20 protein-coding genes and 1 tRNA gene are annotated in these 24,965 nt (G+C 41.5%); 8 read left to right on the top strand and 13 right to left on the bottom strand.

Features of this window, described 5'->3' with window-relative positions; genetic code table 11:
* Positions 1 to 2: 2 nt before the first annotated feature.
* A complete protein-coding gene (locus tag M886_RS06390; protein ID WP_048050890.1) occupies positions 3 to 395 on the bottom strand; it encodes a PRC-barrel domain-containing protein in 393 nt (130 codons plus the stop codon).
* Between the two features lie 588 nt (positions 396 to 983).
* Between M886_RS06390 and M886_RS06385 the strand changes: the two genes are divergently transcribed.
* Positions 984 to 1,202: a hypothetical protein gene (locus M886_RS06385; protein WP_015412086.1), complete on the top strand. Its 219-nt coding sequence runs from the start codon at positions 984 to 986 to the stop codon at positions 1,200 to 1,202.
* A 136-nt stretch (positions 1,203 to 1,338) separates the two neighbouring features.
* On the opposite strand, the gene M886_RS06380 is transcribed toward M886_RS06385, so the two are convergent.
* Both M886_RS06380 and M886_RS06375 read right to left on the bottom strand, forming a co-directional pair.
* Positions 1,339 to 1,950 carry a hypothetical protein gene (locus M886_RS06380; RefSeq protein WP_048036363.1) on the bottom strand — a complete coding sequence of 204 codons (612 nt, stop codon included), beginning with the start codon at positions 1,948 to 1,950 and terminating at the stop codon, positions 1,339 to 1,341.
* An 83-nt stretch (positions 1,951 to 2,033) separates the two neighbouring features.
* The gene (locus M886_RS06375; RefSeq protein ID WP_235203887.1) at positions 2,034 to 2,816 is read right to left on the bottom strand and encodes a helix-turn-helix transcriptional regulator; all 783 of its coding nucleotides are present in this window, start codon (positions 2,814 to 2,816) and stop codon (positions 2,034 to 2,036) included.
* A gap of 526 nt (positions 2,817 to 3,342) precedes the next feature.
* Here M886_RS06375 and M886_RS06370 point away from each other — a divergent pair.
* Positions 3,343 to 4,260 (top strand): hypothetical protein, encoded by a 918-nt coding sequence (locus M886_RS06370; RefSeq protein WP_235203886.1) that lies wholly within the window; start codon positions 3,343 to 3,345, stop codon positions 4,258 to 4,260.
* 187 nt (positions 4,261 to 4,447) lie between these two features.
* Here M886_RS06370 and M886_RS06365 read toward each other — a convergent pair whose 3' ends face one another.
* The 3 genes from M886_RS06365 to M886_RS06355 form a co-directional block, all read right to left on the bottom strand.
* Positions 4,448 to 5,305 carry an AIM24 family protein gene (locus tag M886_RS06365; RefSeq protein WP_015412083.1) on the bottom strand — a complete coding sequence of 286 codons (858 nt, stop codon included), beginning with the start codon at positions 5,303 to 5,305 and terminating at the stop codon, positions 4,448 to 4,450.
* A 371-nt stretch (positions 5,306 to 5,676) separates the two neighbouring features.
* Positions 5,677 to 7,101 carry a sodium/glutamate symporter gene (locus M886_RS06360; protein ID WP_048050887.1) on the bottom strand — a complete coding sequence of 475 codons (1,425 nt, stop codon included), beginning with the start codon at positions 7,099 to 7,101 and terminating at the stop codon, positions 5,677 to 5,679.
* Positions 7,102 to 7,349: 248 nt separating this feature from the next.
* A complete protein-coding gene (locus tag M886_RS06355) occupies positions 7,350 to 9,314 on the bottom strand; it encodes an MASE3 domain-containing protein (protein ID WP_048050886.1) in 1,965 nt (654 codons plus the stop codon).
* Positions 9,315 to 10,091: 777 nt separating this feature from the next.
* Here M886_RS06355 and M886_RS06350 point away from each other — a divergent pair.
* From M886_RS06350 to M886_RS06340, 3 genes are all read left to right on the top strand, one after another.
* Entirely contained in the window at positions 10,092 to 10,748 is a 657-nt protein-coding gene (locus M886_RS06350) for a phosphoribosyltransferase (RefSeq protein WP_048037444.1), read from the top strand.
* A 31-nt stretch (positions 10,749 to 10,779) separates the two neighbouring features.
* Entirely contained in the window at positions 10,780 to 11,460 is a 681-nt protein-coding gene (locus tag M886_RS06345) for a dienelactone hydrolase family protein (protein WP_048050885.1), read from the top strand.
* Positions 11,461 to 11,714: 254 nt separating this feature from the next.
* Positions 11,715 to 12,686: a cation diffusion facilitator family transporter gene (locus tag M886_RS06340; RefSeq protein ID WP_048050884.1), complete on the top strand. Its 972-nt coding sequence runs from the start codon at positions 11,715 to 11,717 to the stop codon at positions 12,684 to 12,686.
* Positions 12,687 to 12,731: 45 nt separating this feature from the next.
* Here the strand turns inward: M886_RS06340 and M886_RS06335 are convergent, their stop codons facing one another.
* Positions 12,732 to 14,774, bottom strand: coding sequence for an MASE3 domain-containing protein (locus M886_RS06335; protein ID WP_235203885.1), 2,043 nt, complete (start codon positions 14,772 to 14,774; stop codon positions 12,732 to 12,734).
* Between the two features lie 442 nt (positions 14,775 to 15,216).
* Here M886_RS06335 and M886_RS06330 point away from each other — a divergent pair, with 442 nt between their 5' ends.
* Entirely contained in the window at positions 15,217 to 15,681 is a 465-nt protein-coding gene (locus tag M886_RS06330) for a peroxiredoxin (RefSeq protein WP_048050883.1), read from the top strand.
* Positions 15,682 to 15,753: 72 nt separating this feature from the next.
* Here the strand turns inward: M886_RS06330 and M886_RS06325 are convergent.
* The 3 genes from M886_RS06325 to M886_RS06315 form a co-directional block, all read right to left on the bottom strand.
* Positions 15,754 to 15,825, bottom strand: a tRNA-Thr gene (locus M886_RS06325).
* A gap of 129 nt (positions 15,826 to 15,954) precedes the next feature.
* On the bottom strand, positions 15,955 to 16,272 hold the full coding sequence (locus tag M886_RS06320; RefSeq protein WP_152557999.1) for a hypothetical protein: 318 nt from the start codon (positions 16,270 to 16,272) through the stop codon (positions 15,955 to 15,957).
* Positions 16,269 to 17,279 carry a class I SAM-dependent methyltransferase gene (locus M886_RS06315; protein ID WP_048050881.1) on the bottom strand — a complete coding sequence of 337 codons (1,011 nt, stop codon included), beginning with the start codon at positions 17,277 to 17,279 and terminating at the stop codon, positions 16,269 to 16,271. The genes M886_RS06320 and M886_RS06315 overlap by 4 nt, the downstream gene beginning before the upstream one ends.
* A gap of 658 nt (positions 17,280 to 17,937) precedes the next feature.
* On the opposite strand from M886_RS06315, the gene M886_RS18230 reads away from it, so the two are divergent.
* Entirely contained in the window at positions 17,938 to 18,366 is a 429-nt protein-coding gene (locus M886_RS18230) for a hypothetical protein (protein WP_152557998.1), read from the top strand.
* 25 nt (positions 18,367 to 18,391) lie between these two features.
* Here the strand turns inward: M886_RS18230 and M886_RS06305 are convergent, their stop codons facing one another.
* The 3 genes from M886_RS06305 to M886_RS06295 all read right to left on the bottom strand — a co-directional run bounded on the left by M886_RS06305 (position 18,392) and on the right by M886_RS06295 (position 20,886).
* Positions 18,392 to 19,045: a LysE family transporter gene (locus M886_RS06305; RefSeq protein WP_048050880.1), complete on the bottom strand. Its 654-nt coding sequence runs from the start codon at positions 19,043 to 19,045 to the stop codon at positions 18,392 to 18,394.
* A gap of 376 nt (positions 19,046 to 19,421) precedes the next feature.
* Positions 19,422 to 20,435, bottom strand: a complete 1,014-nt coding sequence (locus M886_RS06300; protein WP_011033712.1) for a transcription initiation factor IIB — start codon at positions 20,433 to 20,435, stop codon at positions 19,422 to 19,424.
* Positions 20,436 to 20,625: 190 nt separating this feature from the next.
* Positions 20,626 to 20,886: a Gar1/Naf1 family protein gene (locus M886_RS06295; RefSeq protein WP_048047026.1), complete on the bottom strand. Its 261-nt coding sequence runs from the start codon at positions 20,884 to 20,886 to the stop codon at positions 20,626 to 20,628.
* A gap of 819 nt (positions 20,887 to 21,705) precedes the next feature.
* Here M886_RS06295 and ppdK point away from each other — a divergent pair.
* Entirely contained in the window at positions 21,706 to 24,360 is a 2,655-nt protein-coding gene (gene ppdK / locus M886_RS06290) for a pyruvate, phosphate dikinase (protein WP_048046787.1), read from the top strand.
* Positions 24,361 to 24,965 lie beyond the last annotated feature (605 nt).

The following is a 24,965-nucleotide window of genomic DNA, read 5'->3' as shown; positions in this document are numbered from 1 at the left end:
TTTTAAATATTTCCCGGCCTATTTTCCAGCATTTCTGTCTGCCAGTATGGCTGATATCCATAATAGCTGTACATAGAGGAAAGCCATTCACGGTTGGTTACAGGCCAGTTGTCTTTATCGAAGCCTTCCGCTTTCTCAAGGACTTCTTTAGGAATATCGAGGACAAAGGCATGCTCGTGCACTCTTAACGAAAGGGCACTCCAGGGAATTGCAAATAACTTATTGCCCAGACCAAGGAACCCACCAAATGAGAGTATAGCATACGCTATTCTTCCATCACGGAGGTCAAGCATCAGCTCTTCAATTTTCCCCAGGTCCTCTCCAGCGGTATTGATGACCTTATCCCCTTTTATAGTGCTTGCTGACAAAAACTCAGGATTATCTTTATGCGCCATAGTTCCAGCTCCCAAAATTAAGGAGATTTATTTTAAAGTCAGCGTCCCCCAAGACGCAAAACTAAAACCTCTCCCCTAATGATTATTATTTTTTTAATGTTACTTAAAACTACCGGAATCATTTAAAATAATATTTTATGTTACTGAAAGAAAAATATATAAATAAAATTTAGTAAGAAATTGAAGAAAGGAAGATATTTATTATCAAAAGTCCTCCTTTAAATCCTGGAATTGTAGATTGGAAAAAAAGTCCTGGATAAAGAGGAAAACAGGTTATTGCTAATTGAAAATCGATAGAACAGAACAATAAAAACTAATAAGCGTTAAAAAAATTATTCATCAGGTTAAAAGTTAAATTTTTATTTACTTTCGTCATTCCGTAAGGTATATTTCAGGCATAAAGAAGATTTAAAGGTTTAAAGCGAAAAAGAAGGCAGAAGGAAGACGGAAATCTGTCGTACATTATAACACTTTCCATTTTATCTTTTTGCAAGATTTTTTAACCTAGGACGCCGAAAATATGTAGTAAAAGAATCTTCTGTAAAACCAGATTACCCTGTGCTCATGAATAAAGAAGGTGTTGGTTAGATGGTCTATACCTACGTGGATACGGAGTATGCTCCGGAAAGATGCTCGCTATGCGATGGAACCGGGCATTCTGAAGGCGGAATCTGTGAGGCTTGCGGAGGACAGGGGAATGTTCTCGTTGCCCAGCCTGCTATTACATGCCCGCTTTGTAATGGGTCAGGGAACCTTGAAACAGGGACCTGCAAAGCCTGCGGAGGAAGCGGATGGGCTCTTTTCTGAAAGAAAACAGGTAATGATTTCGAATAGCCTTTTTTGTTCCTTTTTTGTTCTCATTAATAATCCTGAATAAAACCTCATTTCCGGGCAAAGGATCTGTCAAAAAGGATCTGTCAAAAAGGTCCTCCATGCCCTAAAATCAACTCTTTTTTTCATTTTGCCTTGCCAGAATATCTTTCTTTTTTTCTTCAGGAAGGCAGTCAAAGCAGGTTTCATATCTTGAAGACTTATACCTTTTCCTGCATCTGGGACAGATTTCCATACCTTTCATGCTTGCAAAATGGCAGCTCTTGCAAAGCACAATCGCATGCTCAAAAGATGCGGATTCTTCCTCTGCTTTTTTAATCTCCTCTTCAATAAGTTCTTCAATTCCGTTTTCTGCAAGCCATTCATGATATAGCTGCTTAAAGTTTCCTTCTCCCCTGTCTTCGATAAGCCTCTCAATTATCTGTTCTTCAAGGTCACTATGGTCAGGTTCGATCTTATGTATTGTTGAAGCCCTGTGCCATGCAGGATGGCTTTTATGGCGGTGTTTGCCTGTCAGAATATACTCAAATTGCTGGTACTTCTCCCTGTAAACTTCTTTAAACCTGGTATAAGCAAGATTGTAAATACCTGAGCGGATTTCTGCCGGAGAGGAGACTCCGGGAGTGAAAACACACAGACGGTCCGGAGAACTGCACCAGGCGCAAACCTTGCCTTTAACAAATTCAGCCCTTTTCTGCTTCCATTCCGTGGAGGTTCGTTTCATGCGGATACCTGCAAGACCTTTTGCCGTAAAAGATATTTAAAGCTGGGTGCCCCGTGCTCCTGGACCAGTAATATCTTTTTGCTCTACTTCAGGTTAGATAAACCACCGTTAGCATCAGGGAAAGGGCGTGGAGAATCCATTGAAAGGACATTCTCTGACCGATCCCGGTAATATTCAAAAAGTTCTTTACCCCAGGCAAGGGAACGGGGCTCAAAATTAAGAAGATACTGCCCTTCAAATCTCCCCTTTTTATTGAATAAACCGAGAAGTAACGCATTATCCGAAACCGCAATCAGTGCAGGTATTTCGAGGGGTCTTCCTTCGTAAATAAAAATCGAAGCATTACCTTTTGCCATGATCTTCTCTCCAGTATCATGAAAATCCCCTGAAAGCCTGTCAAATGAGTCCCTGCTAAAGATGAGTTGTGCCTGAACATTCTTTTTTGCAAGCTCCAGAGAAAAAGATGGAATCAGGGGATGAAAAAAAGAAAAAAGGAGCATAACCTTTGAAGAATCGGTAAAATTGTCTATCAGCTCAGGAAAAAGGTCAAAGCCGTGAGTTAGCCCTGGTTCGAGTAGCTGGCTTCCTTTAAGGTCCCCTATGCGCTTTAACAGATGAGGAGGAATGGAATCAAGCTTCCTGTAGCCCCAGTAAGAATCATTGTCTTCAAATATGCCGGCTGAATTCAGCAAAGGCCTGGCTTTTCTGACCAGTATCTCACCTGTGGTGGAAAGGGAATATACGTCTCCTTTCTGGAGAATTAAACCCTTTTCCTTTAATTTTTTGATATGGGGAAGAAGAGAAATTCTGGAAATCTGAAGCAGATCCGGAATTTCATCAATATTCCTGGGCTCTTCTGCCAGCAATAACAATAAATTTTTTCTTTTCTCAGAAAATAAAAGAAGATTTACAAGCTGTAACTTCATCTGGTCTGCGCCTTCTAACGTAAATCAGCATACAATAAGCAGATGCAATTGTATGAAAATTTCAAATAAATATGACAGTGATATAATCATTAGTATATGGATATAAATGTTATTTAAAATATAATACAAAAAAACCAGAAAGTCAGGTGAAAAAACAGAGAACACCAATTTCAAATTGTCATCTGGTTGAAACCAGGGTAAAAAACATATTTAAAAAAATACTATATTAACAGGGAACTTTTAATTTGAAATTATCCCTGAATCGAAAGTCTGGGAAGAGGAGGAGATATTGATTAACAGAACATTTCCTTTACTGCTGATATTACTGTTAATTTTTATATCCGGATGTACTGAGAAACAGACAGATAACCCGGAGAATCAAACGGACGTATCAGTGAATGCTACCATAACTCACAAAACATACGGAGCCTTCACGCTCCCGGAAATGCAGCTGCAGGAGTTAACAGTGAACAGCACAGCAGTTGTGTTTACTACTTCGGATAACGAAGGCAATTTCAGGAAAACATATGAAAAGCCATTCAATGAAACTGCTTTCAGAGACCTTATCAATCTTTTCGAAGAAAAGCGTTTCCTCCAGATGGAAGAACGCTATGTCCCTCAGGAAGGCCAGCCTTTAGTTACGGATGTCGGGACTCTGGAAATTAGCCTGGAAGATGAAGTACATACAAAAACCGTAACTGTAGACCCTTATTATTCCGAATACATGCCAGAAGGCCTTCAGGAAATAGATTCCGCACTTGTTGAACTGAGAGCTTACACCCTTTCCACCTCTCGGGAAGAAGCTGAACAGATAGCCGAAGCCTGGATAGAGAACGCACCCACATACGGTTATGACGGTTTTGACTTGAAACTGGAAGACCATGAAGTTCTTGAGACGTACCCTGAACAGCACTTTCTGAACTATATATTTACCAGCAGGCACGGAGGGTATGGAAACAGGACAGACCAGATAGTAACCGAAGCTCTCACCCCTCACAGTATAGAAATTGCTGTTTCTGAAAGAGAAGTAAGGTCTGCCGTAATAGATGGAGAATGGGATGAAATTGCCCAGAAGCCCCTTGAAAAAGAGCCGCACAATGATGACAGCACTGAAGTAGTTTCAGGAGCTGAAGAGGATCTTCTGGAGATGAAATATCCTGTATCCGAAGAAAAGACTCCATGGGATCAATGGTATGAAGAAGGGAACATCCAGTTTATTAAAGCCCCCAATGAGCCGGAATTGATAACAGCATATTACGGGACTGTGTACGGAATAGAGGTCTTCGATATAAGAAGTGATGAGCCCTTTCACACAGGTAAAGTAAAAGAAAGCGACTCTGAACAGATGAGAGACCTTGGATGGACAGATTTGGAAGAAGAATAAGCCCTGAAAAAATATCAGAATAGAAGAGGCAAAAATTAAAAAAAGGATAAAAAAGCACCTTTTTTTATTAAGGTGCTTTACGTTTATTTTTTTTAAGGTGCCTTACGTTTATTATTCCAATTCAGTCAAATAAAAGTATTAAGATCCTGGAAAAATTACTTTCCTGAAAAATCGCTTTCCTGGAAAATCAGTCATCATTACTGGTGTCAGCGCTTCTTGAAGTATTCAGGAGAGGCGCGGAAAAACATTGAGCAAGGGTTTTATAGACATACTGAGTAGGAGCCATCCAGACAATTCCCGTACCTTCAAAGGTCTGAAGTGCTCCCTCGCCGCTGGTGAAATTGCCGACAAAATTCTTTGCAGACCTCCCGACCGTAAAGTTAAGGGAAGCAGTCCTCAGGAACACAAAGTTTCCATCAACCTGCAATCTCTCATTCTTGAGTTCATACTTCAGGACCTCAGCCGGAGGCACGGGAATTGCAAGCACACAAAGCCCAGTTCCGCTGATTTTTGTCTGGAACCAGCCTTCTCCTCCAAAAAGCCCTGAAGAAAGGTTTTTCTGGGCTGAAACTTCTACACTGATCCCGTTTTCACAGCAGTAGAACATTCCCCTGTCTACAATAATGGCCTCGTTCTTCAGTTCCAGCAGTATATAATGGTTGAAACCCGGCTCAAGAAAAATCTCGCCTGTGCCTGAGTACGTAGGAGTAAAAGTGGATTCACTGGTCAGCCTGTTTTTAATCAGTTTTTTCGCAAGCCCCCCAACTCCTCCTGTTTCGCATTCAGCAGCGATGTTCCCTTTATGGAAATACAGGGCTCCCCTTTCGGTTGTTACTGCACTGTTATTGAGAGTGATTTTTATCTGTTTGAGGCTCATGCCGGCTTTTTCAAGATAATACAGGTTTTCTGCAAGGCATACGTCCCTGAGGCCTCGAAGGGTTTTGTACTCAAGGATCTCGATTTTTATTCCGTCTTTTTCAATGCATTCAAGGACATTGATGTTGTCATAGAAGTTTTTCTCGATAATAGACTCGCCACCTTTCATTTTTTACGAAATGGTCTCACATACTCATTTATGAATCCAGTAAATCCTTTCTGGGCTCAGATCTTATTATAAGTAAATATATTAATAAGTATATTATAAAATTTTTGTACAGTTCTGTAAAGACAGTTACCCGGAGAGAGAAACTGCAAAAATGCAGGAAAAATACTACAAAAAACAGAAAAAACTACAAAAAAACAGAAAGAAACTACAAAATGAGAAAAAAGCTACAAAAAATAACGATCAATTAATAATTATGTTTAAATAGTATAAAAATACAGGAAATATTTAAAAAAGAAAGGCGAGATACTTAATGCAGCGGAAAAAGAAAACAAATAAAAACCGGAAATAGAGGGGGTCGTGAAATAACCCCGTCATTTCCGGCCAAAATATAAAAGCCCTAATCCGCTCCAGAAAAGCATCACGACAGCTGTGAATATAAGAACGGGAACAGGTCCGAAATTAAAGATTAAAGGGACGGAAGTGGCTGTGAAAAGTCCCCCTCCAACAACTGGTTCAAACATGAGCTGTTTGTATCCAAAGCTTTCAAGCGCAGGAGACCTGTTTTCAGGGTCTGCTATTTTCATTAGCAGAAGCCCGCTTGCAGTCATACCCATAGACTGCCCGAAATCTCCCATGCCCCTTTCAAACCAGTATGAAGGGATCATTCTGGGTGCGAGCAAAAGAAAGGCTGCTACATTCCAGAAAATCCCCACGATGCTCAGGATAAGAAAAGGTGCCAGATTTCCGCCTATTGCTTCAAGAGAAAGAGTGGCGATGGCACTAACTATCAAAATATCCAGAGAAAGCCCCTGTATCCTCATCATCAGGTTTCTATCAAGCGTTTTGTATGTATCAAACCTGTCAAGAAACATCTCAAGAATAATCCCGCCAATCATTGCAAGTGGAAAAAGGGGCATGTGTTCCAGAAGGTGGATGCCTGTTGTCCTGCCCCAGGCCAGCTCCTCTATCAACTGGAGGATTTGAAGGATAATGTAACCTATTCCTATAGCAACTCCTACATAAGCAAAATGCATTGATAGGGGTTCTATGGATTCGGGCCTTGTTGTTATTTTGCCTGCACATTCCCGTGCATCGAAATCAACAACCCCCGCCTGTTCACTTTTTTTAAGGGAGATTTCATCCGGCACTTTTAGAATGGAAGATTTTCCAGTCCTTACACCGTAGTTTAAGAGCAAAATTCCAAGGATCACACTGAAGAGTAAGCCTACAGTAGCCAGGCCGATTGACAGGTCTGCACCTTCAGGGAATCCGGCCTCTGCAAAAGTAGAAGCCATACCTGCTGCAGTCCCGTGGCCTCCTTCAAATCCTATCTCTATAAGTGCACCTGCTATAGGATTAATCCCGAAGTAGGGAGTGAGTATAAGGACAGTTACCAGTATTCCGAAAACATACTGCCCCCAGGCTACCGTCTGGCCAAATGAGACCTGAGGACCTGCTATGTTCCAGATCTCCCTAATTCCGGGAAGTTTTTTTCCCAGAAAAAGGGTGGCAAAAATGATATTTATGAAGAGTCCCGGAAGGGAAGCCCATATAGCGAGCATATCTTCAGGAAATATTCCGCCGGCAAGCATGGAAAATGCAGCGTTTTCATATTCCAGCCCCTCAACCAGGTTGCCCAGGACCTGTGGTCCGAGAATGAGGGCCAGAAATCCGCCGATTAAAGAGCTGGGGATAAAGAGTTTCTGAAGATTGGGAGTTATTACCCGTATCCACTTTCCAAGTAGCAGAATTATTCCCAGAACCAGAAAACTCATTCCTACCATGGAGGCTGACATCGTGATTACTCCGTATTCGTTATTAGAATATATTATAAAATGATACTCGATTAATAGGGAGGATGTTACTTAGTTGACCGTATTCAGTTCCTTTTCAAATTATATAATATTTATTCAACTGCAAATAATGAAAAAATAAGAATTTAATCCGGTTATGAAAAAAGTTAAAAAAACTCAAATCCAGAAGCTTTCGCCCGTTTGCCTGAAGATATCAAACTTATATTTCAGGCTTTTCGGACTTATTATCCTTAGTCATTAAACCGGAGAGTGAACTCAGTCCCCTGGTCTCTCTTAAGCTCGATGCTGCCGTCTATCTGGTCGATAAGAATCGTTATGAGCTGAAGTCCAAGAGAGTCAGTGGTCCGGAAATCGATATCATCAGGAATCCCTTTCCCATTATCTGAAACAGTCAATATGTAATGGAAATTACTGTTCTCCGGAGAATCCGGAACCGAATCGAAAATTTCATTTTCAAATTCAGGCTTTTCTTCATTTCTGAGGCTTATACAGATTTCTCCTTCACTTATACCTGGAAAAGCGTGTTTCAGGGAATTGGATACCAGTTCATTGACAATAATTCCAAGAGGGATTGCAGTATCCATGCCAAGACGGACACTTTCAAGTTCAAGTGTGAGATTTATTCCGTCCTTACCTACACGGTACGAATTGAAAAGGTCCGAAGTTAGTTTCTGCAGATATCCCGCGAAATCCAGAGAGTCCGGACTTTCCCCACCATGAAGCTCTTCGTGTATCATGGCTATGGATGCAACGCGGTTCTGGCTTTCCCTGAAAGCTTCAATAACCTCCCTATCATCAAATTTTTCTGCCTGCAAACTGAGCAGGGATGAGATCACCTGCAGGTTATTTTTTATCCTGTGGTGGACTTCTTTTATGCGGATGCGCTCTATTTTTTCAAGCGCTTCTTCAGCCATTTTACGTTCAGTTATATCATAAGCCAGGCCCTGGAAGTTTCCTGAGCCTTCAGGCGTACTCTCGATTCCCCGGATAATTTCCCTGACCCATTTTGTCTCTCCGTTTTTTTTGCGGATTCGAAGTTCATTTTCGATTACAAGTTTGGGGTTAGATTTCAATTTCTTCCTGTTTTCAAAAACAGAGGGCTGATCTTCAGGAACGACCAGTTCCGTCAGAGTTATTTTTCCAGAAAGGATTTCGTCCTTCCCGTAGCCTGATACTTCCTCAACCGGGCCTTCTATTGATACGGGCATAAAGTTCTCGTCCAGCTGGAACCAGACCCCTGGGAAATGATCTGAAAATGGATGATAGTTTTCCTGAACTCTTTCTTTATCAGAATTTTTGTTTTGAGGTTCAGAAGTCCTGTTTGCCCCTATCATCCTGCATATGAGGTGATACTCGTCCCCGAGGAGAATGGCTTTTTGCCTGAACTCTTCTTCCCTGTGTTTAAGTTCCCTGAAAAGAAGGCTGCACGGCTCTTCAAATCCGATACCCACAACTGCCTGGTATATAAAGTAAAAAGATAGCAGCTTAAAATAATGGCCTATGATATTGGGGAATTCACCGATGTGAGAATACAGAGCGAAGGATAAATCTCCCAGAGCTGCAAGTGCTATGGAAGCTGCAAGCAGATTGAAAACCTTGCTTTCAAAGTTATCCCTTTTCACATAAAGCGCTATCAGTGAGCAAAAGAGCATAAAAGAGATGATATATTCGCTTAGAATTTTAAAAGGAGTAATTCCCGAACCTTCAATATAGGCAGCCGGAAAGTTCCTGAAAAAGAAGATAGAAAGCAGGCATAAAATCGTAATTGCTGCATAAACAAGAAAAACATTCCAGGCAAAAGTTGAGCTATCAGGAGATATTATGTATCTTTTTTCAACATCCGGGTTTACGTCCTCTTTTCTTTTAATAAGGAACAGCGGAGCAAGCAGAAAGGTAATGCTTTCCAGGTATCTTGCAGCTATCCAGAGCTGGACGGTCAGGTTAATACCCGAGCCAGGGAACAGTTCCATTCCCCTGAATGTGAAGGTATGCAGGAAATCAATGCTTCCGATGAAAAAAAAGGCAACCCCTATGAATATAAGGTATCCGTTTTCCAGTCGGGATCTCGATTTCCATACTATAAGAAATATCACATATGCTACATAAACGCTGAAGAGTTCTACCACGGTATGAAAGAGAAGGTAATTTCCAAGGCTGATAAGGTAAAGCAAGCCAATTATCGCAACCCATACCACTGCTTCATAAAAACCTGGTTTAAACGTATTCCTGCTGATGTATGATATATGCAGTTGCCCCCCGTATGCTACTAACCAGATAATTAATCGATTTCATAGAATAAAACCGCATTGGAATGCATCCGTGAAATGATAAAGGGGCAGAAGCCCCCGATTTCGTACATTGCAATATAAAACTATGGAAAGAGAAAAACAGTAAAATCAAAAATAAGAAGAAGCCCGGAGAAGTCATGTCCTTTTACTGGACTCCCCAATACAGCAGCCCCGGCAATATACTCTCAAGCATACCTATCCGGAGCAGGACCAATGCCCTCCAGGCAGTTCTTTACTCATTTTTCATACCCGCTAACTTCCTAACTCCACAAATATAACATTATATCATTACTATTTTAAATTAATTAGCAGAAAAATTTCTTCCAATAAAAAAATAGTTTTATGTAGAAAATTTCAAAGTAATCATAAAATCAGAATATCTCTTTAAAATTCGCTGCTTTTCCTGTAATCCGGAATCAGAATAACATAATGGTTTGAATATATAATAACCTATACAGGAGTTACGCGGCTATGATCTATACAGGAGTTACGCAGATGGACTGAAAAATAGACAGCATTTAATCTTCAACTGTATAAACACTCACTCCATAATAATACCGATTGTGCTTGATTTTGTATTTCAAGTGCGTAAGTCCTACTATACATTTAAGGGTTCAGACATAGATACTATAAATCAACATAGATCATCTTATGAATTAATCAAGCCAACAGGGGTTGAAGGGAATGACGGCACACTTTAAAGATAGAGCAGACGCAGGAAAACGGCTGGCTAAAGAACTTTCAAAGTATTCAAACCGCCCGGACGTGCTGATACTGGCACTTCCTCGGGGAGGAGTTCCCGTAGCTTTTGAAGTCGCAAAAGAACTGAAAGTAAAAATGGATGTTTTCATAGTGCGAAAGCTGGGAGTTCCTGGAAATGAAGAACTGGCAATGGGAGCAATTGCATCTGAAGATGTCCGTGTTTTGAATGAAAATATTATAAAATCCTATAAAATACCTGATAGAGTAATTGCTACGGTGGCTGCAAACGAACTCAGGGAACTGGAACGCAGAGAGCGCAAATATCGTGGAAGCCGCCCAAAGCCGGATATGGAAGGTATGACTGTAATCCTGATAGATGACGGACTTGCAACCGGAGCAACGATGCATGCAGCAGTTGAAGCCCTCAAGACCAAACGCCCGGCTAAGCTGGTAGTTGCGGTCCCGACCGCTTCCCCTGATATGTGCAAATTCTTTAAAAAAATAGTGGATGAAATGATCTGTGCTACCACTCCCGAGCCTTTTTATGCTGTGGGTGCATGGTATGAGGATTTCAGCCAGACAACAGATGAAGAAGTCTGTGAGCTGCTGAAGAAAGCACACAGCTTTCCGGCAGAATGAGTTTACAGGTAAAGAATTCAAAGGGGGAAGCATGAACTCGTCATCGGATAATTATAAAAGGGATATTGAAGTCCGGATCCCTGTAGACTCCATAAATCTTGAAGGCAACCTGAATATCCCGGAAGGAGCCAGAGGAATTGTTATTTTCGTTCACGGCAGCGGGAGCAGCCGCCACAGCCCGCGAAACCAGTACGTTGCAGACGAACTCCGGAGGGCAGGCCTTGGAACACTTTTGTTTGACCTTCTGACAATCGAAGAAGAGAGAATTGATATGATGACTCGCCACCTCCGCTTCGATATTGAGCTCCTTTCAAAGCGCCTGATTGATGTAACCGGATGGGTCTTGAACAGGCCGGAAACCAGAGACCTTAATATAGGTTATTTCGGTGCCAGTACGGGGGCTGCAGCCGCACTCATAGCTGCAAAAGAATATGCTACCGCAGTAAAAGCAGTGGTTTCAAGGGGAGGAAGGCCTGACCTTGCCGAAAGTGCCCTGATTCATGTAAAAGCGCCCACACTGCTTATCGTAGGCGGGAAGGATACTCAGGTGATAGACCTGAATAAATGGGCACTGGAAAGAATAGTCGCACTGGACAAGGAGTTAAAGATAGTTCCGGGCGCCACACACCTTTTTGAAGAGCCTGGAGCTCTGGAAGAAGTTGCCCGGTTAGCCGGGAAATGGTTTACGAGATATCTTGCAGATGGGGTTTAAGAAATATCTTGCAGAAAGAAAACGAAAAGCCTTTATAGAGAAACTTTGAGAAAATGTTGAAAGGATTAAAAAGATTATCCAGGACTATGGAAAAAGAAATAAAAGAAAAACAGCATCATGCAGGACTATAGTCTCAAAACATGAGGAAGAAAATATTTATATCTATTGGTAGCCTACTTATATTTTTCTGATAAACACATTAAAAAGAATATAAATTTTAATGAATTCAAATATCACAGCTATTCTGAGAAATTATGACAGAAACTGATGGTACGGCAAATGAAGTAATATTTCTCTCAGGGGAAAGTGAAGACTCCAGGTATTCTCAGGCAGTTCACGTAACAAAAGTTTCTGTGGTTTCAAACATCTTGCTGACGTTTTTTAAGTTTTTTGCAGGAATTGTAGGTAATAGTTCAGCAATGATAGCAGATGCCGTCCATTCCACGTCAGATTTCATGACCGACATCGCAGTAATAGCAGGCCTGAAGGTTGCCCGAAAGCCCGGAGACAGTACACATAATTACGGGCATGGGAAGATCGAAACCCTGTCTGCTGCATTTATAGGGCTCGTACTCATTGCAGTAGCTTTCGGGATTTTCTGGGGAGGGCTCGAGAAGGTTATTGCTTTTTACCATGGGGAAATGCTGCCTGCTCCCAGCGGAATAGCTCTCAGTGCAGCAGTCCTTTCAATTGTAACCAAAGAATGGCTATTCCGCTACACAATAGTATACGCCCGGGAGCTCAGGAGTGATGCTCTTACTGCAAACGCCTGGCACCACCGTTCTGATGCGTTGTCTTCAATAGGGACAATGATAGGGATTGGAGGTGCAGTCCTTCTCGGAGGCAGGTGGGCGGTACTCGACCCCATAGCTGCTGTCATATTGAGTTTTTTTGTATTCAGAGTGGCAGTCGAGATCTCGTATAAGAATCTCAACGAACTGCTGGAAGCCTCTCTGGATTCTACAACTTACAAAAGTATTGAGGAAATCCTCATATCCACAGAAGGAGTACTGGGTTTCCATGAGTTAAAGACCCGAAAGATAGGAAATGCGATGGCTGCAGATGTACACATAGAAGTGGACAGAAACCTGAATATTGTGGACGCACACGAGATTTCGGTTAAGGTTGAAGACAGGTTAAAGGAAGTCTGCGGCAAAAACGGTTACTTCTCAATTCACGTAGAACCCTGCCCAGAGCACGAATCAGGATATGAAAGAAAAAATTAAACACAGGAATTTTCCTGAAATGAGATTTCCTTTTGAGATTATAAGTCATTTTTTTGAATACAAAACAGCATCAGGTTTTTCCCCGTTTTTTACATTTATGCCCAGAATGAACCTGGTTCCCTGACACCTTTCAAGTTTAACACCGCCACCTATCTGTTCAACGAGGAGATTTACGAGCTGAAGACCGAGGGATTCTGCATTTTCAAAATCAGTTTCTTCCGGAACACCCTTTCCGTTGTCTCCCACAGTTAAGGTGTAATCAAATCCACTTTCACAATCGACACTCTCACCGGAGATTCCTGCTTTTAATGCTATTTTTTCCGTCCTGTGGAGACCTATGTAAATTTCGCCTCCCTTTCCTTCTGGAAAAGCATGCTTCAGGGAGTTTGAGACCAGTTCATTGACGATAATTCCCAGAGGGATTGAGGTATCCATATCAAAATGGGCCTGTTCAAGGTCAAGCCTGAGAGTTATTTTATCATTGCCCACACGATATGAAGCTAGAAGATCTGCAGTCAGTTTCCTGAGATAGGCGGAAAAATCGAGAGTGTCCATATCGCTGCCTTTGTATAATTCTTCATGAATCAAAGCCATTGAAGCTACACGATTCTGGCTCTCACGGAAGGATTCAAGCATTTTTCTGTCACTGAACTTTTCAGCTTCAAGACTGAGAAGGGACGAGATTACCTGCAAATTATTCTTGATTCTGTGGTGGATTTCCTTTATGCGGACTTTCTCGATTTTTTGAAGAGCTGCCTCTGCCTTTTTACGTCCGGTGATATCGTGAATAAATCCCTGAAACTGTCTGGAATTTTTGAATTCTTCCGGAGATTTCTGAAGAAACTCCCTTATCCACCTTATTTCTCCATTTTTTCTCTTTATCCTGTACTCGGTTTCAATAGAATGATCGGGATTGGAAACAGACCTGTTTATTCTCTCAAAAATAAGATGCTGGTCTTCAGGTAAGACCAGATCTGCCCATTTGACCCTGTGAGAAAGAAAATCTTCTGTACTGTACCCCGTAATCTCTTCAACGTCCCCATCTATGAAAACCGTACCCTTACTATCATCAAAACGGAAACCTATCAGTCCTTCGATATCCTTCACCAGGGAAGAATAAGTTTTTTCATTAATTCTGGCGTTACAGGTAGAAAAGGCATCTTCCGACTCTTCCGTTTGAACGCCTAGCATCCTGTAAATTCGCCCCTGGTCGTCCTGAAGAAAAAATGTCTTCCTCCTCAAAGCCTCTTCATTCTGTTTAAGTTCCCTGAAAAGAATACTGCAGGGTTCGCTAAATCCTGTTGACACTACTGCCCTGTAAACAAAGTAGAAAGACAGTAGTTTAAAATAGTGTCCGGTAACAAACGAAAAATCATCCACATATGTAAACCTGGCAAAGATTATTTCTGAAATAATTGTCAGGACTATGGACGCTGTGAGCAGTCTGAAAACATGGTTTTCAAATCTGTCCCTCTTTAAATAAAGAAGAACTAATGAGCAAACCAGAATTAAAGAGATTACATATTCACTTATAATTAAAAAATCAGTCTGCCCTCTGCCTTCGATATAGGAGTCCGGAAAGTTCCTTAAAACAAAGATTGAAAGAAACAAAACAAAAGTAATTCCGGAATATAAGATAAATAATTCCCAGGCAAACCTTGCTTTTTCTACAGGACTGATATCTGTTTTTAAGTTCAATAGCCTGGAATTCGACAATAATAGAGGAGCAATCAGAAACGATACGCTCTCCAGATACCTTGAAGCGATCCATAGCTGGGCAGGAAGATTCATGCCGGACCATGAAAAGAACCCCATCCTTTCATAGGATAAAGCATGCAAAAGGTCAAGAGTCCCGATAAAGAAATAGGAGATTCCTATTAACAGTAGATACCTGTTTTCAAGAAATGTTTTTGATTCCCAGACAACCAGAAATATAACATATGCGATTATGACGCTGAATAACTCTAGAAGTGTATGGAAAAGAAGATTATTGCTAAGACTAACCACATGCAGTAAACCTATTATAACTGCCCAGTAGATTATCCTGAAGATTATATTCCGGTTGTTTTTTAGCTCTCTGCCAGACACATTTATCCCGTATCAATAGTGTTTCTGTACGCAGAGGAGCTACTGAGTTTATATTATTTATATTATGGCATTTTTATAATGGATATTAGAAAATAGTTTGTACTGAAATAATTCCTGAGATTTAAAAATTAAGGAGATAAAAATTAAGGAGATAAAAATTAAGGAGATAAAAATTAAGGAGATAAAAATTAAGGAGATAAAAATTAAGGAGATAAAAATTAAGGAGATAAAAATTAAGGAGGTAAAAATTAAGGAGATAAAAATTAAGGAGATAAGGTAAAGAAAAAACGGTCAGAAAGTATTATTTATGAGATACAAAGAGCAGAAAAATAACCGTAAAGCCACTACTAACTTACAAATTCATCAGTAACTCCTAAAGCTATTAATAATTAAAATAGAAAAACAAATATTAAATTGAGGAAAAAATAAACTGGGGAAATTTATGACAGACGAAATACGAGTAGGGGAAACTATCCAGGACTTCCGTCTAAGAGACCAGAAGAGAGAAGAAATACATCTTTATGACCTGAAAGGCAAGAAAGTCCTCCTGTCCTTCCACCCTCTTGCCTGGACACAGGTCTGCGCACAGCAAATGAAGTCACTTGAAGAAAATTATGAGCTTTTTACAGAACTCAACACTGTACCCCTTGGTATAAGTGTGGATCCCATACCTTCAAAGAAAGCCTGGGCAAGAGAGCTTGGAATCAACCACATTAAATTACTTTCGGACTTCTGGCCTCATGGGGAAGTTGCCAGAACCTGCGGGATATTCAGGGGAAAAGAAGGTGTCTCAGAAAGAGCTAATATAATTATTGATGAAAATAGGCAAGTGATTTATTTCATGAAATATCCAGGGCATGAGCTTCCTGATATAAAGGAGATTATAGAAGTTCTGAAAAATAAATAAGGTCTAAAAAGGAAATTTCTGAAAACCTGCCCGATGGCAGACCTGAAAGATAGGTTTTAAACCAGAAAAAGGAGCCGCCGGAGGGATTTGAACCCTCGGCCTGCTGATTACGAATCAGCCGCTATACCGCTAAGCCACGACGGCACATGGATTGAAGAATAAGCAGACTTAAAATAGCGATCAAGAATTTAACTATTTCGCTCGTTAAAGTTATTATCTTTCCTCAAAAAGAAGAATTACAGAACGGAAAAACAATAGCTTCCGACTACTTTTTTACTCTTTTTTTATTTTTGATTGGCAGTAACCATTGTTTATTCTTTTATGCACGTTTCTGAGTTCTGATTCTATAACTTCTTTTTTCCCACCCGCAAAGGAGCTTTTACTGAAATCTGATCCCTTAGGAATGATGAAAATATAACTTCCAAATTTCAGTTTGGGAACTGATCTATAGTTCCATTTCCCCCAATAACCATTCCTGGCAACAAAACCCCTTGATATTATATTTGAATCATTCCTTACGCGATCAGGTGCCAGCGCGCAGAGGGCTGAAACTCCAAACTTCAAAGAAACTGGTAGCGGCATAGATTTCAAAGAATCTTTGCCTCGATGCAGATGTTATACTGGTGAGGAGCATATGAACGGACTACCCTTTTCTCGAGAACCTCGACCTTTCTTCCTGCTTTTTCCGCAGCTTTCCGGATAAGTTCAATAGAACTTTCAAAGAGGTCGTCTTCAGGGGTTATCCCGTAGTAGTGGATTATTCCTCCCTGCTTTGTAAGAAGGACAGCAGAATCAAGGAATTCATAAGCATTATGGGGCAGGTTCATGATTACATGATCAGCAGTTCCTGCAAACCTTTTTGCCTCTTCTCTGGCATCACCTTCGATTGCTTCAATATTTTTTGCCGAATTGAGCGAAATATTTTCTCTCAGATAGCGCACTGCTTCAGGGTTTTTGTCTATTGCCACAACCCTGGAAGGCTTTTTGCTTTTTGCAAGCAGGATACTGTAGGGTCCAACCCCGGCAAACATATCGACAACAGTATCCCCTTCCTTAATCCAGGAGAAAATTCTTGAGCGTTCCGTAGAAAGGCGAGGAGTAAAATAAGCCCTTGAAAGGTCTACTTTATAACGGCAGCCGTACTCCCTGTGGATTGTTTCGGTCCTGTGCTCGCCTGCAATTACCTCAAATTCCCTTACCCTGAATTCCCCGATAACAGGAGTAAGAGGCTTGACAACGGATTTTATATTTGGCTGAGTTTTCAGGAGGGCATCTGCGATCTTTAGAGCGGTTTTTGCATCCAGTTTCTCGTCTTCCAGGAGGGCAATGTCTCCTATGACTTCATAGGCAGGAGTGAAACCGAGGAGGTCTTCAGGGACAGGCTTTTTTTCCAGGGGCTCGAAATCAAAGAATGTAAGTTCAGAACCTTCAGGCAGCCCTTCCAGTTCCCCGGTATCAGGCTCTCTGGAAAGTGGGAGATAAAGGAAGGTTTCATCCGAACCGATCTTCAAAGAATTATCAAGAATTTCAAGACCAAGGAGTATCCTTCTTGCAGGTTCTCCTTTCTTTCTGGGGACTTTTATACACTGCCTTCTCATGAAAAATCGACCTTTCGGAAACCTAAGGTTATCCTTGTATTATTAAACTATCCCAATTTTCAGTTTCACTGATGGACAAGGTTTTCCTGATATAGGAAAAGATTTCAGGTAGAGAAGAGATTTCAGGTAGAGAAGAGATTTCAGGTAGAGAAGAGATTTCAGAAACTCTGTTTCCAAAGAAATCTTTAGTTCTGAGTATTATCTTCGTGAACTACCACCCAGCTAAAGACTGAGTGGCTTCCTGAGTCATCCTTTCTCCCATTGGAGGCGAGTCGTGCAGGCTCTAGCCCCTCGTTCCGAAGGTGAAATAGATATGAGCGTGAGGTTGTACTTGAGATGCTTATAGCTACCGTCTTTCCACGGCTTAATCCCGATCCCTTCAGGATGATTCTTGCCCTGTTATCCAACTCCCTGATGTTCAAACGTTACCTCGCTTGGTTTTCGCTTTGAAATTCGGCAACGTTCTTAGGAACTGTGAGGTTGTGGTGACAGCAAAATCTAATATTAAAAACGTTTTGAAGATACTTAATAAATTACAGAATCTATAACGGATAACAGTTTGGAAGTTGACGCTTATATCTCACGAAGCTAAAGACTTCGAGGTTTTACGCTTCTTCCTATAAAACCAGAAAGCAAATTGGTTAGAGAGGTGCTGAAATTGGGAATGCCGGATATTAACAAAATCAGAAAGATCTCGCTTGGGGTGCAGGTTTCAACCCTGCTGACCTATATAACTGGAATTGCTGCACTGAAGAAAAGCCGCTTAAAAAAAGATGGAATTCTAAAGCATGCAAAGATTAACACCGCAGGATATTTGATGGGATCCCTATCTCTGATATATATGGCATACTCCGCAACCAGGCTTATAATTGCCGGAAAAGCACCTGCAGCAGTATTTATTCACGGCCCTTTCGGGCTTGTCACTCTCGCTCTCAGCTCTTTGTTCGTGGCTAACAGGTGGAGCTGGAAGACAGTCAAAAATATGAGAGCTCTTGTAGTTTTATTCCTATCGACTTTCAGTGGGGGAGTCTATCTGTTTTCAGTGCTGAGTAAAAGGGAAAAAATTTTAAAAGATATACAGCAATAAAGAATCCCTGTTAGAAAAAATATTATTAGAACAGTTGAGCTGCGCCTTTATAGTTAAACATGAAATAGAGCCCAAAAAATATTAGAAATGTTCCGCACGCGTAGAGTATGTACCTGTGTGTTTGTTGAGAGAGCAGGGTTTTTCCACGGCTGAAAGACCCGGATATTGCAGTAAACCAGCTGAGGTCTGCGATCCAGTGCCCGAGGATATAAGCTATTGAGATGATAATCCCCAGTTCATACGCCTTAAGTACAAGCGCACTTCCAGCAGTTAGCCACCAGATCCAGAAGTAAGGATTGGAAACTGAGGTTATCAGGCCCAAAGCTACGGGATTTGAAGTCAATTTCAGGCCAGACGTCTCTGGAGAAAGTCCTGCAGAAGCAGTAGTTTTTGCATCTTTTACCGTAAGCAGTCCGAAAACCGTAAGGGAAAAACCTCCAATGATGGAAACAGCTGAAATCGCTCCACTTCCGATAAAAGAAGCAACCCCAAAGAGAATCAGAATAGAAAGTACAAGCTCAACCAGAATGTGCCCGAAAACGACCTCCGGCCCTGTAAGCCACCCTTTTTTGAGTGAAAGCTCTATGGTTGCAAAAAGCATGGGCCCGGGGACCAGGGCGCCAGTAAGCCCGATGGTGAAGCCCAGGAGAAGGGCTCTGAAGATCTCAAGTGTAAGCATTATAACCCATGGTTAATATAAATTTACGTAGTTTTTATAAAAATATTTTGATTATCAGAACCATGCGTTTTTTATAACTCTGTTTTGTAAAGCTGTTTTGGAATCTGCTTTAGAATCCATTTTGGAATCGGTTTTAGAATCCGTTTTGGAATCGGTTTTAGAAATTAGATTTATATTTGCTTTAGAATCTGCTTTAGAATTTGCTTAATAAATTCAATTTATATTTATTAAAATTAAAAAAGATACTCTCTGGAACAGTTTATGAGCACAGCCGCGAATAAAGTTCCATGAAAAAGGAAAGAAAAAGAGGGCGCATTCAACCCTCTGTCTGCCTGAAGAACATCAATCAGCCTGGCTGAGAAAAAAGAAGAAAGACTTAGAGGATAATCTCGATATCCAGTTCTTCTGCAAGCTCTTTATACCTGTTTCTGATGGTGACTTCCGTGACCCCGGCAACATCTGCAACTTCACGCTGAGTCCTGCGCTCTCCGCAGAGAATGGATGCAATGTAAATTGCTGCTGCGGCAACTCCTGTGGGGCCTCTTCCGCTTGTGAGTTCTTTTTCCGAAGCCTGCCTGAGGATCTCAACGCTCTTGGACTGGACTTCTCCTTTCAGGTTAAGCCCGGAGCAGAACCTCGGGACATAGTCGATTGGAGAGGTGGGCATGAGCTTTAAGGCAAGTTCTCTGGAAATAAAACGGTAAGTTCTTCCGATTTCTTTCCTGCTTACCCTGGAAACCTCTTCGATCTCGTCAAGGGTCCTCGGGACACTGCACTGGCGGCAGGCTGCATATAGTGCTGCTGCGGCTACACCTTCAATGCTTCTTCCACGGATGAGGTTCTTGTCCACAGCTTTTCTATAGACAACTGCTGCTGTCTCCCTGACAGTCCTCGGAAGACCGAGAGCCGAAGCCATCCTGTCAAGTTCTGAAAGTGCAAAAGCCAGGTTTCTTTCGGTTGCGTTACTTACACGGATTCTACGCTGCCATTTTCTTAAACGGTAAAGCTGGGCACGGTTTTTGGAGGAGATAGACTTTCCGTAGGAGTCACGGTTTCTCCAGTCAATCATTGTGGAAAGACCTTTGTCGTGGATTGTATATGTCATGGGCGCGCCCACACGGGAACGCTTCATGCGCTGATCGTGATCGAAAGCTCGCCATTCCGGTCCTTCATCAACAAAGTCGGCATCAATGACAAGTCCGCAGTCCCCACACACGAGCTCCGCTCTCTCATAGTCGTGCACTAGGTTTCTGCTACCGCATTCTGGACACACGGCCTTTTCATTCTCAACAGTTTGCTCTTTTTGTTTTTCTTTGCGAGCTTTAATCATGGCACGTATTTTTTCCCTTTCAAGGGTGTCCGAATAGCGAACTCTTTCGACTTCTACCATATTATATCACCTTACAAATTAACATGACCATATGTCTATCCCTGAATTTCAAGCCTGTACGATATAAATCACAGAATATATATAAAAGAAGGGAGAAGAAAACTCGCGGCTATGACTAGCGAAAAACTTATAAACGGGTTAAAGTTTAACCATAACGAAGGATTAAAATCATTATCGAACGTCAGATATCTCACCGAATATAGACCCTCTCATTGACTAGAGCCCGAGTTTCAGAATCAGGAATTCGCTTAAAGCCCTTCACTAAAAAATATGGATGGTTTACAGGTCCAAAGATACTGGAGATTGTACCAATCCGATTCAGAGCCTTATCAACAACAACAGAATTCAACTTAGGAAGACTACCTGAGACCTTATCGGGTTTTACCTCATCCCCTCTAATTATCAGGTTTCTAACACCTGACCTGTGCAGCACGGTACCGAGTCGTTTCATGTCAGCCACGAATAGTTATGCCTCTATACTCAGGGCAGAAATACCCTGGCTTCGAGTGGAATAAAACTATCAGTCTTAAATAAGAAAATATATTATCGACTGAAAAGCATATGTAGTCTATGTTCATTATATATAAAGATATCGCAAGACGTATATTATACATAGGTTATAACGAAATTAAGGCAGTGAGGTATAAAATAAAGAGAAAGTGAGACCACAATTAAGCTTATATATTAAATGGACATTGCTGGCAACAATCAGATTAAGCTCTGATGATTAGTCAGTAACTGGACTACAATGACCTTAATTCGGAGAGGAGAAACACCGTCCAGCTTCTTAAAGTAAGAATTGTATACGTAAATATCTGTAATTGATAAGTCTGCTACAAGAGAAGTTATTTATTTTGAGCTGGCTTTTCTCTCCTTGACAACAGACCACTGCTCTAAATATATTAGAACAGTCTCAGGAATAAGAACTAAAATATCAGCACTTAAAGGGAAAATAAAATTCTCCTATTTTATTTTTATACATAGTTATTTACTATGATTGTTCTTCTGAATTTTACAGTTCACTTTAAGGTACTGTTATTTAGTAATCACATGTTTAGCTTAAATTCAGAAATATTTTAAATAGTGAAATTATGAGTAAATAAGATACACAGAGATTAATTAAATTAAGAAATCAAAGAATAAAGTACAGGGAAGTAAACCACAAGTTTATAATAATTAAATAGCCATTGTTGGCAACAACCGGACCTATGGTCTGGAAATAATTGACTTTAGCTCCGATTAATGATCTCGAATCCAGGGAGGAGAATCATTGTCCAAGTTCGTATATTTTTTTGGAAAAGATGTAACTGATGGAAAAAGTAGTATGAAAGACCTGCTTGGAGGTAAGGGTGCAAACCTTGCCGAGATGGCAAATCTTGGAGTTCCCGTACCACCAGGTTTTACGATCTCAACTGAAGTCTGTGTTCTTTATTTAAAGGAAGGAAAATATCCAGAAGAGGTTCTCAGACAGGTAGAAGAGGCGATCGATAAATTAGAAAAATTAAACGGCAAAAAGCTGGGAGATCCCGAAGATCCGCTGCTTGTTTCAGTAAGATCCGGAGCACGGGTGTCCATGCCAGGAATGATGGACACTGTTCTGAACCTTGGACTTACGGACAAATCCGTAATCGGGCTCGCAAATAAAGTCAATGACAAAAGATTCGCTTACGACTGCTACCGAAGATTCATCGCCATGTTTGGGGACGTGGTGCTCGGGGTTGAATTCAGAAAATTCGATTCCTTAATCGACGACAAGAAAAAGGAGCTTGGAGTCAAGTCCGACACAGACCTCGATTCAAAAGCTTTACAGGAATTGGCAGAGAGATTCAAGGAAGTAATCAAACTCGAAAAAGGATTTGAATTCCCACAGGATCCTAAAGTTCAGCTTCAGATGGCAATCAACGCTGTTTTTGATTCATGGAATAACCAGAGAGCCATCACCTACAGGAAGCTTAACGCTATTGATGACAGCTGGGGCACAGCCGTCAATGTACAGACAATGGTCTACGGTAACAGAGGGAACACCTCAGGTACAGGCGTTGCTTTTACCAGAAACCCGTCAACAGGTGAAAAGAAGTTTTTCGGAGAATACCTCATCAATGCACAGGGCGAAGATGTAGTTGCAGGAATAAGGACTCCCGACTTTATTGATACTCTCGGAAACAAAATTCCTGAAGCCTATGCCCAGCTTGTGGACATCTGCCAGAAACTTGAAGCCCATTTCAAGGACATGCAGGACATAGAGTTCACAATCCAGGAAGGAAAACTCTATATGCTGCAGACCAGGACCGGAAAGCGCACAGCTGCTGCCGCAGTAAAGATTGCGACCGAGATGGTGGCAGAAGGACTCATAGACAAAGAAACTGCTGTCAAAAGAGTTAATGCTGAACATATTGACCTTCTCCTGCACCCGAGAATTGACCCGAAAGCAAAACTCGAAGTAATAGCAAAAGGTCTCCCTGCATCACCAGGAGCCGCTGTCGGAAAGGTGGTCTTTACCGCTGAAGATGCAGAAGAGATGGCAGAAAACGGCGAGAAAACAATTCTTGTCCGTACCGAGACCTCACCTGAAGACATAGGTGGAATGGCAGCTGCACAGGGAGTTCTCACCGTGCGCGGAGGGATGACCTCTCATGCTGCAGTCGTAGGTAGAGGCATGGGTAAGCCGTGTGTTGTTGGTTGCGGAGAAATCTCAATCGACATGAAGAACGCCCTCTTTATGGTTAACGGTTTCACAATTAAAGAGCACGACTACATCACAATTGACGGAAGCGTTGGAAGCGTCATTATCGGAAAAGTAGACCTTATAGACGCAGAAATAAATGAGGACCTGAAAAAGCTCCTTATATGGGCTGACAAGATAAGGACTCTGGGAGTAAGGACAAACGCTGACAACCCGGCTGACGCAGCCCTCGCCCGCGAGCTCGGAGCAGAAGGTATCGGGCTTTGCAGGACAGAGCACATGTTCTTTGGCGAAGACAGGATCCCTGCAGTAAGGGAGATGATCATGGCCGAAGATGAAAAATCAAGGAAGAAAGCTCTCAAGAAACTGCTCCCAATGCAGAAAGAAGACTTCCTTGGAATCTTCCGCAGTATGGAAGGCCTGCCCGTAACCATCAGACTCCTTGACCCGCCTCTCCACGAATTCCTCCCGGACAAAGAAGAACTTGACGCAAAACTTAGAGAACTTGAAACATCGGGAGACTGCGGAAAGATCGATGGTGTAAAGAAAGTAATCCAGCGTGTAGTTTCACTTAAGGAACTCAACCCAATGCTCGGCCACAGGGGATGCAGGCTCGGAATTACCTATCCTGAAATATACAACATGCAGGTGCGTGCAATCATGGAGGCAGCCTGTGAACTTACTGCCGAGGGAATGGAAGTAGTTCCTGAAATCATGATTCCGCTTGTGGGCATTGTAAAAGAGCTCTCCCTCTCCAGAGAGGAAGTATGCAAGACTGCAGAAGCCGTAATGGCTGAGAAGGGCATGAAGATCGACTACAAGGTAGGGACCATGATCGAACTGCCCAGGGCTGCAATCGTCGCAGACCAGATCGCAAAAGAAGCTGACTTCTTCTCCTTCGGGACAAACGACCTGACACAGACAACCTTCGGGTTCAGCAGGGACGATGTGTCCAAGTTCGTGCCTATTTACCAGAAGGCAGGCATCCTTGAACACGACCCCTTTGCAGTCCTTGACCAGGAAGGCGTTGGCGAGATCATGAAGATAGGTATCTCAAAAGGCCGCTCCGTTAAACCCAAACTCAAGATGGGAATCTGTGGAGAACACGGAGGAGAGCCGAAATCCATTGCTTTTGCTCACGAAATAGGTATTGACTATGTGAGCTGCTCCCCTTACAGAGTGCCCATTGCAAGGCTTGTGGCTGCTCAGAGCACAATGGAAATGAGAGACGCAAAAAAATAAAGAAACTGAAATTTGAATTCCGGCAGGACTAAATCCTGCCTTCAACCTCTTTTTTAAAAAAGTTACTTTCTTGAGCGGAGCAAATCTATCTGTCGATCCGGATTTGAAAAGCTCGAAATGTCCTGATCCAAAAACCTCTCATCAAAAGGACATCTGCCATTGATCAATTGAATGCAAAAGTGATTGTTACTGATAAAAAAGCTTGAGACAAAAGCAAAAATAAAGAAATTAATGAAGAACACAATTAATGAAGAACACTCTTGTAAATATGACTGATAACATACTCGCTCGGCAGTATGTTATGATTAGAAAATAATCAGCTATGACTTGATAAGGATTAATTGAAGTGTTAACATAAATGACTTGATATAATGATTTTATATTTTATATATCAATGCTCGAACACACGTCAAGGCAGCATACTGTATTTATACCTTCTATCCAGACCATCAAACAATTACAGATTAAGAAATAGTTACAGACTTGAAAGAATTATGAAAAACAGATAGTTTAATGGAATTGAGAGAAGATTTATAAAGAATTAAGTAAGAGGAATTTATGGAGTTCAAATGTTCTTTCCAGATTCAGCCGAACTCCCTAAATAT

The organism is Methanosarcina soligelidi (assembly GCF_000744315.1).
Taxonomy (GTDB): Archaea; Halobacteriota; Methanosarcinia; order Methanosarcinales; family Methanosarcinaceae; genus Methanosarcina; species Methanosarcina mazei.
This window is presented reverse-complemented; position numbering and strand designations above follow the sequence as displayed.

What these genes read in the sequence shown, in the direction of transcription:
- M886_RS06385 (WP_015412086.1), top strand. Translation starts at nt 984, where the DNA reads ATGGTCTATACCTACGTGGATACGGAGTATGCTCCGGAAAGATGCTCG.
- M886_RS06390 (WP_048050890.1), bottom strand. Translation starts at nt 395, where the DNA reads ATGGCGCATAAAGATAATCCTGAGTTTTTGTCAGCAAGCACTATAAAA.
- M886_RS06365 (WP_015412083.1), bottom strand. Translation starts at nt 5,305, where the DNA reads ATGAAAGGTGGCGAGTCTATTATCGAGAAAAACTTCTATGACAACATC.
- M886_RS06305 (WP_048050880.1), bottom strand. Translation starts at nt 19,045, where the DNA reads ATGCTTACACTTGAGATCTTCAGAGCCCTTCTCCTGGGCTTCACCATC.
- M886_RS06315 (WP_048050881.1), bottom strand. Translation starts at nt 17,279, where the DNA reads ATGAGAAGGCAGTGTATAAAAGTCCCCAGAAAGAAAGGAGAACCTGCA.
- M886_RS06300 (WP_011033712.1), bottom strand. Translation starts at nt 20,435, where the DNA reads ATGGTAGAAGTCGAAAGAGTTCGCTATTCGGACACCCTTGAAAGGGAA.
- M886_RS06360 (WP_048050887.1), bottom strand. Translation starts at nt 7,101, where the DNA reads ATGTCAGCCTCCATGGTAGGAATGAGTTTTCTGGTTCTGGGAATAATT.
- M886_RS06350 (WP_048037444.1), top strand. Translation starts at nt 10,092, where the DNA reads ATGACGGCACACTTTAAAGATAGAGCAGACGCAGGAAAACGGCTGGCT.
- M886_RS06295 (WP_048047026.1), bottom strand. Translation starts at nt 20,886, where the DNA reads ATGAAACGACTCGGTACCGTGCTGCACAGGTCAGGTGTTAGAAACCTG.
- M886_RS06340 (WP_048050884.1), top strand. Translation starts at nt 11,715, where the DNA reads ATGACAGAAACTGATGGTACGGCAAATGAAGTAATATTTCTCTCAGGG.
- M886_RS06345 (WP_048050885.1), top strand. Translation starts at nt 10,780, where the DNA reads ATGAACTCGTCATCGGATAATTATAAAAGGGATATTGAAGTCCGGATC.
- M886_RS06380 (WP_048036363.1), bottom strand. Translation starts at nt 1,950, where the DNA reads ATGAAACGAACCTCCACGGAATGGAAGCAGAAAAGGGCTGAATTTGTT.
- M886_RS06330 (WP_048050883.1), top strand. Translation starts at nt 15,217, where the DNA reads ATGACAGACGAAATACGAGTAGGGGAAACTATCCAGGACTTCCGTCTA.